Here is a 14,811-nt window from a genome sequence, read left to right on the forward strand (position 1 = left end):
CCAACTTGTTTTAATTGATGATACGCCCTAACGTAAGCTCTGGGTTGATTTCATACTCTAATTTTCTATGATTTTATTGTCATTCCCTGTAAAATATTTCGCGGAATGACACAGGGAGCAAGCGATGTTACAAAAAATTTGTCCTGCGCCTCTTAGAGACGCATACAGTGCCTATCAACAAAAAGGCGTATCTGACCCTGAATTTAAAAAAATTATGATGAGACTTAGCCTTGTTGCTACTCAGTGGTTTATCGCGAATCAAACAGGGCTTCCTCTTCCTGCTATCGCTGTGACTGGGAGCATCCTATCGGTCCCATCAGCAGGAATAGGAATTGGAAGCTATCTTCTTTACGAAGCAGTGACAAATATTTTTTCTGAGACAGTTTTGAGCCTAGGCTACGCAGTCGCAGGCTGGGCGCTTATCGAGTACAGTGATCGCTTCGCAATGGGCCTACTAGAATCGCTTTTTGTCGAAACAAAAAAACCAGAGAAACCAGACTCTAAGACTGGAGAGATCTCACAAGAAGATCCAATTGCACTTGACTTTTCAGACCCTGAAAGAGGCGTTTTTGGAGCAAAAACGATTGTTGATTCAGGAAAGTTAGGAACTCAAGAGGTTGTTGAATTCTTTTATTCGAAAAATGATACAGGCAACAATGCAAAAGCTCAAGGACCTAAGTTGACTTACGGCGGAAAGCAGCAATTTGAATATGAAATTTTTGCGAATACAGCAGAAGGTGAAGTCGAAATTGATGGGATAAAATGGAAAACTCGTGAGCACTATTACCAAGCGCACAAATTTAAAGAAGATAGCCCGACTTACAAAGCCATTTTAGCTTGTGAAGGTGAGTTTGCAGCTCCAGGAACTCTTCGGATCAAGATTAAACAAGATAAATACAAAGGCGATCTACTTGAAGGAAGAACGGCAATCGAAAACTTTGCAACTCTGCGCAAAGCAAATCTTGAGTTTTTTAAACAAAACAAAGGCGCCCGAGAACTTCTTCTTAGCACAGGAAAGGCACCGATTATCGAGCGCAATAATCATCCTGATGCTTGGGGGATTACCTTTAACCCTGGCGAAATCAAATATGAAGAAAAAGGGATGCGGATCAACCGGAACCAGCAAGGATTGATCCTGATGCTTGTTCGCGAAGAACTCTCAAAATAAATACATTTGGCTATTTAAAGTAGTGCTATATCCAGCCAAATCTTTTTTCTTTGCTCAATTTTCCCTCGAAAATCTTGGCGCTCATTCTGTGATTTATTTTTTACGAATCGTATTATTTCTTCCAGTACTCTTCAATTTCTTCGAGTGATTTGCCTTTGGTTTCAGGAATACGGCGCCAAATGAAGAGCATTCCAAAAATGCCGATAAGGGCATAAAGCCAAAACGTTCCAGTTTTTCCCAAAGTGTTGACGAGATCGAGGAAGGTCGAAGTGATCACAAAGTTGGCGAGCCAGTTGGCACACGTTGCCACTCCCATCGCCATTCCCCGGATATGAAGTGGGTAGATTTCGGAGTTGATGAGCCAGCCACCAGGTCCTAAGCTGTAAGCAAAAGATCCGATATACACCAAAAGGCAAATGACAGAAACAATTCCAATCGCTCCTTGTGGAAGCACGTTGGTGTGAAAACCAATTCCTAGGATGATAAGACTAATGACCATTCCACCGAGGCCAAATTGAAGAAGAGGCTTTCGTCCGACCTTATCTAGGAGATAAATGGCGACAAAGGTCATGAGTACGTTAACCACACCGACCCAGGTGGTTGCTAGCAAAGCAGCACTATCAGAAGTGTAACCTGCAAATTGAAAAATGGTCGGGGCGTAGTAGATGATGGTGTTAATCCCTGTCACTTGTTGGATCACTGTGAGCCCGACTCCAGCGAGAAGAGCAGGCCCCACCCGTTTGCCGTAGAGTTCTTTCCAATGGGCTTTTTTCTGTTTGCTCATCTTTTCGATATGGGCAATCTCGAGTCTGGCGTCTTCTTCGGAACCTCGAAACCTTTTTAACACTTTCAGTGCACCCTCAAAGTTCCCTATTTTTGTAAGAAAGCGAGGGCTTTCAGGGAAAAAACTCATAATTATAAATTGAAGTGCTGCGGGAATTGCCGCGATCACAAACATCATCCGCCAGGAATGGCTTTGAACAAAGAGGAGTCCAATGAGGTATGACCCTAAAATTCCAATAGTGATGGCGAGTTGGTTAAGCGTGACGAGAGCGCCACGCATGAAGCGGGGAGCAAGCTCAGCAATATAGAGGGGAGCAGTTGCTGAGGAAATACCTATGGCAACACCCACAATTGCTCGCCAAATGACCAGCTCGTGTATGGTATTTGCAAGAGCAAGGCCAAGGGCACTGACAATAAAGAGAAGGCTTGAGGAAAGGACGACCTTCTTGCGCCCAAATCGGTCAGATAGAGGCCCCCCAAAAAGGGCACCAAAAATAGCGCCGAGAGAAACAATCGCGATGATGAGTTCTTCCTGACCTGTGGTGAGAGTCAGCTCTTTTTTGATGTAGAGAATGGCGCCCGAAATCACTCCTGTATCGTAACCAAAGAGCAGTCCCCCTATTGCAGCGACGATACTGATGATCGATAGAAGCCATTTTTGATTCGAACTTTCACGTGCCATAAAACCATACCTTTGCCTTTTCCTCATCTTCATGGGGAAAGCGATAGATGTCAAAAAAATTTTTCTAAATCGGTTGTCGACTTGCGTGAAAGCTCCAGCTTTGGTACGATTTCCTTCTTTTGCTAAAGTGAGTTACAGGCACAGACATGTTGGAGTTTTTTCGTAAGTATCAACGCTATTTTTTTATCGTTATCGCAGTTGTCATTGTGATTTCTTTTTCCTTTTTTGGGACGCACCAAGCCATCACAACCCCAAAAGGGACTCAGGATCGTCCCATTGGAATGGCTGTCGATGGATCTCAAATGAGAAAAAAAGAAATCGATGAAATAAGCCGATTTCTTTGGAGTGATCGGATGGACATGCAACTCACCGAGAAGCGGGTGATGCCCAATTTCTTTAACAATGGCGTCATTCGTAAAGATTTTCTATCGTCTGGTTTAGGAGTGATGCTTGTATCTGAATATTTTGAATCGATCAGAGGTTCCTTCGAAACACGTGTCGAAAAACACAAACATTACCACCCCTATCGGCACCCAACAGCTCCTTTTATCAGTGTTGAGTCTCTTTGGGGGCAGGTTCTACCAATCCAAAAAGACAATCTCGATAAGTTTTTAAAGGGAAATTTGCCCGTTGATGCGCACTTATTTTCGCTCCTTGTCGACTTATATCTTGGTGAGACAGCTTTCCCACCGAGCATTTTACGTGAATACCTCATGTTTCAACAAAAACACTACAACTGGATTCAACCTGACCCAGCCCTTCCTCAAGTTGATTTAAATTTATTCCGCTGCTCTTCCGTTGAAGATTGGTTTGGTCCAGATTTCATGCAACTTGTGAGTCAATTTGTGCATAATGCCGCCTTGATCGCTAAGCAAAAAGGGTACCATGTTTCTCGAGAAGAAGCGCGAGTCGATTTATTCCGTAATGGATATGAAGCCTTGCAAGTCCAAAATCAATCTAAAGAAGTAGATCAAGTAGAACTTTCCAACTTGTGGAAACAGCAATTGATGTATCTCGGCATGGACGAAAAAGCCGCGCTGATAGTTTGGCAAAAGGTGATGCTCATGCGCCGTCTTTTTGAAGACTATGGATATGCTGCCCTCCTTGATTCTCACCAATACCAAAAGTTTCATTCGTACGCATCTAAAACAGCTCTAGTCGATCTTTATCAGCTGCCTCCAGCCCTTCAACTGAAAGACTTTAACACCCTTTTAAAATTGATTTACTACAGTGAAGCTGTCTCTTCAAGTGAAATGAAAGGTTTTGAGCTTCCAAAGAAATTCATTTCCGTTGAACGTGCAAAAGAAAAATGCCCTGAGTTAGTGCGCAGTCGCTTTTTGATCGAAGTGGCTGAAGTGCATAAAAAAGATCTGACTTTAAATGTCAGTTTGAAAGAGATGTGGGACTGGCAGTTAGACCCCGTCAACTTCAAAACTCTTGAAAAAGAATTTCCAGAACTTGCTGTGTCAAGAGCGACAGATGCAGAAAGTTTTTTTGCAGCTTTGGAAAAGCTTTCACCAGAGGTCCATAACAAATTAGATCAAGCATCTCGCTTGAAAATTGTCGAGCGCCATCCCGAATGGATTGCTGCAGCTCTAGATGAAGCCCATATGACCACAAAAGAAATCACCATTGCCCCGAATGGCCATCAAGCAGGCCTTGTCGGATTGGAAAATGCTCTCGAACTCAATAAGCTTTTGTCTATCGCGGCGCTTAAAGGGGCAGTCGAATCGGATGACCAAGCGATTGAGGCAAGAAGTGCCTTAGAACAATATTCAGCAGATGGATCAACTTATTATCGTATCCAAATCCTCGATCGGAGCCCTGAAATGGCTCTCATGACATTTGCCGAAGCAAATGAATGTGGAGCTTTAGACATGCTTCTCGATACACATTTGGAAAAAGAGTATCAGAAGTTGCGAGCTCTTAATCCTACTCCTTTCAAAACAGAGAAAGAAGAGTGGAAGCCGTTTCATCAAGTAAAAAACGAAGTGGGCCTCATGGTTTACAAAAATATTTTGCAAGACATCGATCAAAAAGTCACTCAAGTTGGAGTGACAGTTGATCAAAATCGGTTTACAGATTTGAATGGGTTTTACCCAAAATATAGTCTCTACCGGTACATGCAAGCTGCTGAAAGTGATATTCGGACCAAGGGGGCTACAAGTTCTTACTTAGCTAAAGCTGAGCTAAGTCAAGCAGAAGGAAAGTTATCTTCTCGCACTCCTCTTGAAGATCAATGGAAGCTTACTTTGGAAACAAAGGTCTATAAAAATTCAGAAAAGAGTCCTTGGTTTGATGAGAGCCTATTTGCGATGGTTGAAAAAGGGTGGTCGTCTGTCAAAGCCTTAAACAATGGAAAACTCTCTTTTTTCCAACTTCAAGAAAAGCAAGTGCCAGAAGAAACTTATTTGCAAGAAATCAAACAGGGGCGTCAAGTTCTCTCTCTAGAAGCGCAGCGTTTCTTGATGGTCGAATTGCTCGAAGAACTTAAAGCAAAAGACGCTATTCACTTGCAGCAAACAGATGTTGAATGAACTCAGCCCAATTCCGCCGCCGTGTTTTTTTCATGTCTCTGCCCATGTGAGAAAGAAGGTCGGTAAGCTAACCTATTTGCCTGACATGTCGGGGTTTCTAAATGAGCAATCGTTTGGACGGGTCGCAGTCATTTGGAGTCCGGGAGGACTTACCTTACATGTTCAAGTGAAGAAACCTCTTGAAGAGTCTCTTTATCCTCGTTACCGGGATAGCGACAGCCTTGAAGTTTTCATCGACACCCGCAATCTTAAAAATGCCCAGTCGGTTCATCGTTTCTGTCACCACTTTGTCTTTCTTCCCGAAGAAGTTGACGGCGTCCAAGCTCAAGAAGTGACTCGGTTTCGCTTAGATGAGACCCATGAACTCGCAGCTCCAGAACTCTTTGTCGTTCAAGTAGGTATGGGGAAGAGAGACTATGAAATGGAAATCAATATTCCGAAAGAAGCCTTGCATGGATATGATCCGTCCGAATTCAAACGCCTTGGCTTTTCTTATCAGCTCAATCGCTCTAATGGAGCTCCCCAGCATTTCAACCTTTCTTCTCGGTTTTTTTCACTTGAAAAACATCCAGGGCTTTGGGCAACATTGATTTTAACATGAGAGTATTCACCTGAGTCACTTGTTCTCAGAAATTCTTCTCATTAAATTTAAGGGAACTCTCTCCTGAAAGTAAGCAAAATAAACCCAGAACTCAGGTTATTATGAAGTATACTGATTCACATGAATGGATTCAAGTCGAGGGGAGACAAGCGACTGTTGGAATTTCTGCTCATGCGCAAAAAGAACTTGGCGAAATTGTCTACGTCGAACTTCCTAAAGTGGGCCAAGAGGTAAAAGCGGGCGGTGAAATCGCTGTTCTCGAGTCGACGAAAGCAGCTGCCGATATCTACGCTCCTGTTTCTGGAAAGGTGACAAAAGTCAATGAAAGGTTGAAAGAAGATGTCTCTTCTCTCAACACATCTCCTGAGTCAACAGGGTGGCTTTTTGAAGTCGAAATGGAGAATCCTGCCGAAGTGGACGAGTTACTCGATCAAACGGCTTATCAGACTTTAATCCGATAGTCTTGATCCATCATGGAATATACTTCGCCGTCTTCAATGGGAGGTGTGCCCCTTGGGAAGCCTGCTGTCAAAACCATATAGGGAGCGTTATTCTCATCAAATCCTGCTTCTTCTATACGGGCGCTTCCAATGTAAGCTTTATTCCTATGCTCAAAGTACACTTCAGCTAGATTAGTGATGCCATAACAGTCATCAGTTCGAGTGAGACGTTTATGTTTTTTATTGGCTGAGTCAATGTGCTGTCGGATACTTTCATAGAGTTTTTGGGTAGAAGTTCTTCCTCCACCAATGAAAATTTCTATTGTTCCGTCACAGGCATTGAGAATTTCTTCTAATTTCTCTTTGAAAAGATTTATATTTTGTGCACCAGAGAGTTGGACGAGTCCTATGTGCGAAAGGGTTCCTTCTTTTGTGCGTCCACGCATTTGAACTACAACATTAGACCCTAATTGTGTGATCGGTTTCCAATTTGCTGTGACCTCAAGAACAACTCCTTGATTCATCCCGACTTCTAAGGCTTCGAATTTTTTTGTAAAAGGAATAGAAGAGATGGGGAAATCAAAATCTGATTTAACATATTGGATTAGCTCATCAATTTTTGCTGTTTTTCCCTCATGCGTGAGAAAGACTGACCACTTATCTGTGGGGGCTGTTTCCCCTGAGGAAGCAGCTATTACTGGGGGAGTACCTACTCTTGAGGGCCAAAGCCACTCTGAAACTGCTGAAAAAAGACTTGCCATGGTTCTAATCCTCTATTTGAATCTGGCAAGAGAAGATAGCACAAAATCGGTATAAAAAAAAGACCCTAGTGTTGAGCTAGGGTCAGTATTATCAATATTTATGTATATGAAAAATTTTATCTTGATGCTGCATAAGCAGTGTGATCGAGAATCATAAATGGTTCGTTATTGAGATCGAAGCCAGCTTCCCTAACACAAAGCTCTTTCTTTGGATGAGAGCCTTTAGGTAACCATGCTCGTAGATCGGTTGCTTGATAGTAATCATCTTGTAAATTTACACGATGACGATGCACTTTCTGCACGGATTCGATATATTGTCTCACCGATTGATAAAGTTTATTGGAACTTGAAGTTCCTCCTGCAATATAAACTTCAACTGTTGTGCCTGATTCGTTTAGTATGTTATTGAGGACATTTTTGAGTTCGTCAACACGTGTTGCAAGATGCGCTAATCCGAGTTGAGAGATAGTTCCGTCAGGTTTGATCGCTCGAAACAAAACGATAATTTCTCGGTTAATTTCTGAGACGTGAGGTTTGATGGTATCTGATTTCACGGTGATGCCACGATTTTGCCCCACTTCAAGAAAATGAGAAGAGTTTGGTGGACGGAAGTTTGGATCAATATTGTACTTAAAGGAGGCATCCTTCAAAACTTCTGCAACCCCAGATTCGGTAGCATCGTCTCCAAGGGAGACTTTCCATTCACTTGACCGATTAGGCTTCTTTTCTTCAGGCTCATAGGAAGGTGAACTCCATAGTTTTTGGATATATGCCAAACCTGCTTGAATTGCCATTTTCTCCTTCTCCTAAAACTTTACATTTTTTGAAAAAATTTTCTTTTCGCCATCGAAGGTCACTTCGACACGATCACTGTGAATCTTGATGTGGGTTTCTCCGCTTTGAGCAATCACTGGAGTTAAGATCTGAACAGTATCTCCTCTCTTTCGAATGGTATCACGATGTCTTTCAGAAAAGAAGTTTACTGATTCAGCTGTCGCATATTGCTGGCACTCTGCTTCAAGGGACCTTAATTCCTTTAGAAGTGGTGCTGGAAGAGTTTCTGGAAGGGTATAGTCACCAACTCGGATCAGTGACTCGCAGAGATCTTCGACTCCTTTAACAGGTTCAACAGCTGTATGATAGTTCTGCAAAACTTTAGCCATTTCGTTGCGATACGCACCTTCAATGAGGAAAGGGTCGGTTGCTTCTAATGGAACGAAGCAGTCAGCTGTTTTGGAAACGAGGATTTCAAGCTGATATTCCTCTCCCATACGTGTTGCTGAGTGCATAGGGTATGAGGGTGGCTCCATGGACGATTTAAACAATGTATGGTGTCCTTTCTTACAGTGGGTTATAACTTCGATCAATCCAATTGGCTTACCTGCAACATTTTCGATGCAAACGCGGTTAAACCAGGAAGGAGGAGCTTTTTGAGCAGCACTACAAGACATGAATTCTCGACTTCTAACCTCTATTGGTTCTTCTGCAATACTTACCGAGGCTATTCCTGTTTCTTGGCGACCAAAACATGGAAATAGCCACTGGATTGCGCTTAATATTTTTTCTAGAAGGGCTCTAAAGTTAAAGTTGAAGCAACAATTTCTGCTAGAAAATTGCTCTTGATCCGCCCTTTCAATCTGTAAACTCACGACTTCCTTCTTCTCCTATTTTCCGAAGAATTCAGTCCCTCTTAAAAACCCAAAGCTCAGGTAAAAATCTATTTTTTGCCTTTCCAAGTCAGTAAAAGAGGGGCTTTTCGCCCTTCTTTTCGACTGAAGCGGAAAAGATCAAAAATAAGTAAAAATTCTAGTAAATTCATAATTCACCTTCTATGTTAATTAAATATTATAACATATTTAGTGATAATCTGCGAATTAAAATTATAATTTTATGAAATGGTTGTTTTCTGTTGTTTCTTCTTGAATTAGAATGGGATAGGTATCTGTTTCTGAGATATGATCAAGAGCAATTCCTGTGAACCCCATGAAAGCGAGGGCCATCAGCCCTGTCATAATGAAGGTGAGCCCCATTCCATGAAGCCCAGCTGGCACCTTCGAGTAGGTGAGCTTTTCTCGGATGGCTGCAATGAGGGCGATGGCCAGCCACCATCCTAGACCGGCTGATCCGACGTAAACCACATTAGGAATGAGAGGGTATTCCCTAACAGTGGCAAATAAACAAGCTCCTAAAATGGCGCAGTTGACCGTGATGAGAGGAAGGTACATTCCAAGCGCTCGATAGAGAGCAGGTGCAAACTTTTCGATGACGATTTCCAGAATTTGCACAAAAGCTGCAATCACCGAAATATAGATGAGAAACTCGAGGAAGCTTAGATTGATATGCTGCGCATGAATTCCAGTCACATTAAGCCAGCGAAGGGCCCCTTCGCCTGTAATGAAATGATGCACAAGCCAGTTGAGGAAGCCAGACAGAGTCATGACGACGAATACAGCAAGTCCAAGACCACTGGCAGTTTTCAGCTTGTTCGAACAGGCAAGATAAGAACACATTCCTAAAAAGTAAAAGAGGAGAATATTTTGGATGAAACATGATTGAATTGCCAGTCCAAGCAAATTTAAAACTGAATAAGGCCCCATTAACATTAGAGATCTTCCTCCTTCGTGAGAACATTACGCATCCAGATGATTGCACCAATGATAAAAAATGCAGACGGAGCGAGTGCCATCAGATTGGAATTGACATAACGATCAGGATGCTCTGGAGAGGCATACCAGGATTCGGGAATAATAGGATAGTCGAGAATCGATCCAAATCCAAAAAGCTCTCGAATGACACCCACAATGAGTAAGATGAGTGCATAACCTGATGCAGCACCCAGTCCATCTAAAAATGCGGGAAGGGGAGAAACATTTTTTGCCATGCTTTCGGCACGTCCCATCACAATGCAGTTGGTGATGATCAGGCCGACAAATACCGATAGCGTGAGAGACATTTCATAGAGAAAAGCTTTGAGCATTTGGTCTACAATGATCACAAAGAGAGAGATGATGGCAAGCTGCGCAATCATCCGAACATTTGGAGGTGTGATCGAGCGGATTAAAGAAACGAAGAGAGAGGAAAATCCCGTCACAAATATAACAGAAATGCCCATCGTGAGGGCGACGCTTACTTTGATGGTCACCGCTAAAGCAGAGCAAATACCTAAAATGGCAACGAGAATTTGATTGTTTTTCCAAATCTGATCGGTGTAGTAATGGCTCAGCTTCATTGCCTAACCTCCCGCTCATGAGCCCGAATTAAAAAAGGGCGGTAGGGTTCTAGACTTTTGCGCAATGCTTCGTTCACCCCAATCACTGTAATTGAAGCTCCAGCAATTCCATCGACGGCGCTTTTTGCAAGGTAAGAATCTCCGTAGGTTTCTTCCACCGTTGTTTTCACAACCTTAATCCCAAGTTGAGCTCTTGCATAATTGGTCTGTCCAGAAGGACTTTCTTGAAAAATGACCTTTCCTTGAAATTGCCCTTGCCAATGAGGAAGAGCAATATTGCCTCCAAGGCCAGGCGTTTCTTTTTGATCATACCATGTCATCCCAAGTACTGTGTCTGCATCAGCTTTTAATCCTAAATAACCATAGATAGCATCCCAAAGTCCATACCCATTGATGGGAATGACGTAACCATAAGGAAGGCTTGTAGTAGGGATATTGGGCTGGATGATGTAGACCAATTTATAAGGGAGATTGGCAAATCCGTATTTTGCATTCTCTTGCAAATAGGTCCCTTGATCAAGGCCAGCTTCTTCGAAAGTTAGTACATCTCCTTGAGCATTGGTGACACGAGTTAAAACCCTCTTTTCAAATAAGGCTAAAATCTCCCGATCTCGCGCCTTTCTTTTTTGATTTGGAGTGGCAACTAAGATGCCTTCTTTTTCATCATAAGTTGCAAAAGTTCCATTTAAAAGAAACACGTTTTCATTAGATAAGATGGCTGCAGCACGGAGAAGTTGCTTACTCTTGTAAAGTTCTCGTGCATCGAGTTGTGGCTGTTTCAAAAGATCGGCTAAAACCGATAACACCAGAGCGCACGTAAAGCAAAGTACCACCACGAATAGGAGGGTTTTTCCACTAGTAAATTGCCGCTCTTTTCCTACCATATTTTTTCCTAAATAAGTTAAGAGCGTAGTAATCAAAAAGAGGGGCAAACACATTGCCAAATAAAATAGCTAGCATGACCCCTTCAGGAAATGCCGGATTAATTGTTCGAATCACAATGACCATGACTCCGATTAAAAGACCGTAAAGCCAACGAGCTCCGTTCATTCCTGGTGAAGAAACAGGGTCTGTCGCCATAAAGACAAGGCCAAACGCAAGGCTGCCAAGAAGTAAGTGTTTATAGGCAGGCAATGCAAACTTTGCTGGGTTGAAAGCTCCTTGATAAGGGCCAAGATTCAAAGAGCCCCATTCAAAAAGAAGAGCACAGAGATAGGCGCCGATCCCCATGGCGAGCATTGTGCGCCATGAGCCAATGCGTGTGACTAAAAGGAGTAATGCACCAAGTAAACAGGCTAAAATCGAAGTTTCTCCCATTGATCCAATCCGATTTCCGAAAAAGAAATTTCCATCTGTGAGTCCCTTTTGGCTAAAGCGGAGCTGAGCAAAGTGCACAGCATCTGAATAATTTTCTGGGGAAAGACCAAGTCCTCCCTCCTTCAGTGGCGTTGTTAAAAAGTTTTCAAGATCCGCTTCCGCAAGTGTTTGCAAATCTGCACTTAGCCCTTGCGACTTTTGAAAATAGCGAAACTGTTTTTCTACAATTGCTTGGGTGCGAACCTCTTTCCCCCAATGCATTCCGATGGCATCAACATGTATGCGCTTGATTGCCGGGCTAACATTAAAAAAGTTTAAGGCTGAAGATTGGGAAACGCCATCTGGAGAATTCAAATTTCCCGATTGCTCGTTCATGCGAACAACACTTTCTTGAATGATAGTAGGGTTTGTTCCTACCCAGACAGGTCCAGTCATTTTAGTTGGAAAAGCAAAAAAGAGAAAAGCACGGCAGACAAGAGCTGGATTCAAAATGTTCATCCCTGTTCCACCGAATATTTCTTTCCCGATAACAACCCCGGCTGAAACGCCTATGACAACCATCCAATAAGGAATGGTTGAGGGAAGGATGAGAGCAAAGAGTATTCCAGTGACGAGAAATCCTTCAGAGACTTCATGGCGGCGAATGATAGCGAAGAGAACTTCCCAAAACCCTCCAACTGCATACGAAATAAACATGATCGGGAGAAAAGCAATGAGTCCAGCTTTTAAGATCGGAATACACCGTCCTTCAGAAAAGCAAAATGAAATGTAAGTAGAAAACGATTCAGAAGCACGAAGATAGTCGAGCATCAAAGAGAAGTTGCCACTTTCATAGATGAATTTTTGGACTCCACTGTTCCAAATAGCCATCAAGATACAGGGGACGAGGGCATAGACAACGATCATCATCCATCGTTTCAAGTCGATGGCATCACGAATATGAGGGCTTCTTTTAGTGCGGATAGGAGCTTCGTAGAAAAACGTATCCAAAGCCTCGATAAGTGGACGGTAGCGATGGAGCGGTCTTCCTTCTTCTGTAAGAGTAAGTTGATAATCAAAAAACTTCCGTAGCATAACCACATCCTGACTGATGGGAATTTTTTTATTCTAGTTTTTTTGCACAATTCGGCTTCTTGACCGAAAGAATTGTTTTTGCTAGCTTTTTCAAAGAATTTAAATGCTAACCTGAACTCTGGCTTTATTTTGCTTAGTCTCAGGAGAGAAAGTTCTCTTAAATTCTCGGTATTTTTGCCGATGGAAAGGGCCAAACGGTCTTTTTCGAGGCAAAAAGGCTGAGAAGAAAGAGAAAAATCCCTGAGAATGAGTGAAAGAAACCCAGAGTTCAGGTTACGTAGGTTTAAAGAATGGAAGATCATTCCTATACTGTGAATTTTCTTGTTCATTTGGTGGACGTTCTGATCAAGAGTGTGGGAGGAGGAATTGGTTTTGCTTTTTTAGCATTGGAGGTAAAAAAGGCATGGAAACAAGAGCGTAAATGGAAGCTGGCCTTAGCGATTGGTGCAGCAATTTTTGGGGTGTACATTCTATTTGTTGGTATTTAGATGATCTGGTTTTTAGTGTTGTTGAGTGTTTTTTGTAGTTTTTCAAGAATAGCAAGTTTGCCACTACTTTTCTAGGTTTTCGCTCTGATCAAAAAACGAAATGATGCGATCAATTGGAAAAGGAAGTTTTGAGACCGCTTTAAAGTATAGAGTTTCATATTTTTCCTAATTACCATTGAATTGTTTGTCCAATTTCGAGAACTCTGAAGTGACAAGTTGAAACACTGTGTTTCTCGAGAGATTGATAGAGATCATAAGGAGGTTGATGCATTTTTTCGCTGGTTAGTTTAAAAGTTTTCCAATGCATTCCAATGCTTAGCTTGGACTTTACTTCTTGATGAATCATAACAGCTTCTTCAGGATTTACGTGAACTTCACGCATAAAGAAACGAGGGCGATAAGCTCCTATTGGAATAAGACTAAGATCCATGGGACCGTATTTTTCGCCAATTGCTTTGAAGTCATGTGGGTTATAACCTGTATCTCCAACAAAATAGGCTTTCTTTGAATGATCTAGATTTTTGAATGTCATGACATAACCATTCCAATGGCTTTTATTTCGATCATGTAGCCCTCTACCAGAAAAATGTTGCGTAGGAACGGCAGTAATCGTAATAGATTCTCCATCTTGTGTGCAATGGAACTCTTCGTGCCAAGCAAGCTCTGAGACATTGAGAATTTCGTACTTTTTAAACCATTTGGCGACGCCTATTGGCACGATCCAGTGAATTTGAGGGTGAAGTGTGTGAAGCTTGAGGACTGTTTTCTTGTCTAGGTGGTCGTAATGGTTATGACTGATAAGGACAAAATGAACTTTTGAAAAATGGTTTAAAGCATATGGGACAGGTTGACGTCGTTTGGGACCGAGACAGGGGATAGGTGAGCAGCGCTGGCTCCAAACCGGGTCTGTGATCAGATGGAACCCACGACACTTCAAATAAAACGAAGAGTGACCTAACCAACAAGCAGAAGGTTCTGTTTCAGATTCATTTAGCTGACGAGGATTTGGGAACTGAAAGTTATGTGGTGCTATAGCAAGCTTTTTCTCCATTTTGAGTGAATGAATAATCTGCTTGATCGATTGTTTTCTTTTGTCAAAATGTGGGTTGCGGAAACGGTTTTTTTCAGTCATTGCTTCTATATACTCAGCTAATTTTTGAACTTGTTTGAGTATATAATGTGGACTTTTGAAATTTTTTTACAATTCAGTTTATTGACAATACCGGCTGAAGAAATGAGTTTATTGGGGCCGTAGTCACGCTTTATTACGGTTGTTCGAAGCCAAGATAGCGGCACATGACAAGAGCTAATGGAGTGAGAAGATAGGCTGTGAAGGCTCCAATGAGATAAATAGCAACAGCTACCCAATAAATGACTTTGGTCCATCCCTTAACAGTTTGACAAGCTTCTCGTTTGTCAACAGGGCATTCTTTTTTGAAAGAAGGAATGTAGATGAAAAGTCCATTCGCTAAGAGCAAGATTCCCACAATGATAAAAATCCAGTCTTTGTGTTTTGTAACAGGGACTAGCCAGGGGAAAATAGAAACAAGGGTAGAAACTGCTCCTGCACCGGCAATGATCGTGATGAGAATCGGCAAGACACAGCAAACCCAAGTTGAGGTGGATAAGATAAGGGTAATGATACTGAATTGTTTCTTCATCGTCTCTCCAAGGCTTCAAATTCTATCCATAATTCACCCATGTTTTTTAAGAAATGGTTTTTTTCGAGAG

General features: G+C 42.2%; 15 protein-coding genes. 5 read left to right on the forward strand and 10 right to left on the reverse strand.

Annotated features, from left to right (window positions below):
* The first annotated feature begins 124 nt into the window (after window positions 1–124).
* On the forward strand, window positions 125–1,168 hold the full coding sequence (locus SNE_RS02810) for an NADAR family protein (RefSeq protein ID WP_013942807.1): 1,044 nt from the start codon (window positions 125–127) through the stop codon (window positions 1,166–1,168).
* Between the two features lie 112 nt (window positions 1,169–1,280).
* On the opposite strand, the gene SNE_RS02815 is transcribed toward SNE_RS02810, so the two are convergent.
* Window positions 1,281–2,666 carry a sugar porter family MFS transporter gene (locus SNE_RS02815; RefSeq protein WP_079891520.1) on the reverse strand — a complete coding sequence of 462 codons (1,386 nt, stop codon included), beginning with the start codon at window positions 2,664–2,666 and terminating at the stop codon, window positions 1,281–1,283.
* Between the two features lie 113 nt (window positions 2,667–2,779).
* On the opposite strand from SNE_RS02815, the gene SNE_RS02820 reads away from it, so the two are divergent.
* The 3 genes from SNE_RS02820 to gcvH all read left to right on the forward strand — a co-directional run bounded on the left by SNE_RS02820 (window position 2,780) and on the right by gcvH (window position 6,232).
* Window positions 2,780–5,170 (forward strand): hypothetical protein, encoded by a 2,391-nt coding sequence (locus SNE_RS02820; RefSeq protein WP_013942809.1) that lies wholly within the window; start codon window positions 2,780–2,782, stop codon window positions 5,168–5,170.
* Window positions 5,160–5,771 carry a sugar-binding protein gene (locus tag SNE_RS02825; protein WP_013942810.1) on the forward strand — a complete coding sequence of 204 codons (612 nt, stop codon included), beginning with the start codon at window positions 5,160–5,162 and terminating at the stop codon, window positions 5,769–5,771. The genes SNE_RS02820 and SNE_RS02825 overlap by 11 nt, the downstream gene beginning before the upstream one ends.
* Before the next feature lie 101 nt (window positions 5,772–5,872).
* Entirely contained in the window at window positions 5,873–6,232 is a 360-nt protein-coding gene (gene gcvH, locus SNE_RS02830; RefSeq protein WP_013942811.1) for a glycine cleavage system protein GcvH, read from the forward strand.
* On the opposite strand, the gene SNE_RS02835 is transcribed toward gcvH, so the two are convergent.
* The 7 genes from SNE_RS02835 to nqrB all read right to left on the reverse strand — a co-directional run bounded on the left by SNE_RS02835 (window position 6,214) and on the right by nqrB (window position 12,592).
* Window positions 6,214–6,972: a hypothetical protein gene (locus SNE_RS02835; RefSeq protein WP_013942812.1), complete on the reverse strand. Its 759-nt coding sequence runs from the start codon at window positions 6,970–6,972 to the stop codon at window positions 6,214–6,216. The genes gcvH and SNE_RS02835 overlap by 19 nt on opposite strands.
* A gap of 116 nt (window positions 6,973–7,088) precedes the next feature.
* Window positions 7,089–7,766 carry a flagellar basal body-associated FliL family protein gene (locus SNE_RS02840; RefSeq protein WP_013942813.1) on the reverse strand — a complete coding sequence of 226 codons (678 nt, stop codon included), beginning with the start codon at window positions 7,764–7,766 and terminating at the stop codon, window positions 7,089–7,091.
* Between the two features lie 12 nt (window positions 7,767–7,778).
* On the reverse strand, window positions 7,779–8,621 hold the full coding sequence (locus SNE_RS02845) for a hypothetical protein (protein ID WP_148258928.1): 843 nt from the start codon (window positions 8,619–8,621) through the stop codon (window positions 7,779–7,781).
* 231 nt (window positions 8,622–8,852) lie between these two features.
* Window positions 8,853–9,575, reverse strand: coding sequence for an NADH:ubiquinone reductase (Na(+)-transporting) subunit E (nqrE, locus tag SNE_RS02850; RefSeq protein ID WP_013942816.1), 723 nt, complete (start codon window positions 9,573–9,575; stop codon window positions 8,853–8,855).
* Window positions 9,575–10,201: an NADH:ubiquinone reductase (Na(+)-transporting) subunit D gene (gene nqrD, locus SNE_RS02855; protein WP_013942817.1), complete on the reverse strand. Its 627-nt coding sequence runs from the start codon at window positions 10,199–10,201 to the stop codon at window positions 9,575–9,577. Before nqrD ends, nqrE begins: the two co-directional genes overlap by 1 nt.
* Window positions 10,198–11,085, reverse strand: coding sequence for an NADH:ubiquinone reductase (Na(+)-transporting) subunit C (gene nqrC, locus SNE_RS02860; protein WP_013942818.1), 888 nt, complete (start codon window positions 11,083–11,085; stop codon window positions 10,198–10,200). Before nqrC ends, nqrD begins: the two co-directional genes overlap by 4 nt.
* Window positions 11,057–12,592, reverse strand: coding sequence for an NADH:ubiquinone reductase (Na(+)-transporting) subunit B (nqrB, locus tag SNE_RS02865; protein ID WP_013942819.1), 1,536 nt, complete (start codon window positions 12,590–12,592; stop codon window positions 11,057–11,059). The genes nqrC and nqrB overlap by 29 nt, the downstream gene beginning before the upstream one ends.
* 290 nt (window positions 12,593–12,882) lie before the next feature.
* Between nqrB and SNE_RS13160 the strand changes: the two genes are divergently transcribed.
* Window positions 12,883–13,080 carry a hypothetical protein gene (locus tag SNE_RS13160; RefSeq protein ID WP_013942820.1) on the forward strand — a complete coding sequence of 66 codons (198 nt, stop codon included), beginning with the start codon at window positions 12,883–12,885 and terminating at the stop codon, window positions 13,078–13,080.
* A gap of 169 nt (window positions 13,081–13,249) precedes the next feature.
* Here SNE_RS13160 and SNE_RS02875 read toward each other — a convergent pair whose 3' ends face one another.
* Both SNE_RS02875 and SNE_RS02880 read right to left on the reverse strand, forming a co-directional pair.
* Window positions 13,250–14,212 carry an MBL fold metallo-hydrolase gene (locus tag SNE_RS02875; protein WP_013942821.1) on the reverse strand — a complete coding sequence of 321 codons (963 nt, stop codon included), beginning with the start codon at window positions 14,210–14,212 and terminating at the stop codon, window positions 13,250–13,252.
* Between the two features lie 133 nt (window positions 14,213–14,345).
* A complete protein-coding gene (locus SNE_RS02880) occupies window positions 14,346–14,741 on the reverse strand; it encodes a hypothetical protein (protein WP_013942822.1) in 396 nt (131 codons plus the stop codon).
* Between the last annotated feature and the right edge of the window lie 70 nt (window positions 14,742–14,811).

It is taken from the genome of Simkania negevensis Z (assembly GCF_000237205.1).
GTDB lineage: Bacteria > Chlamydiota > Chlamydiia > Chlamydiales > Simkaniaceae > Simkania > Simkania negevensis.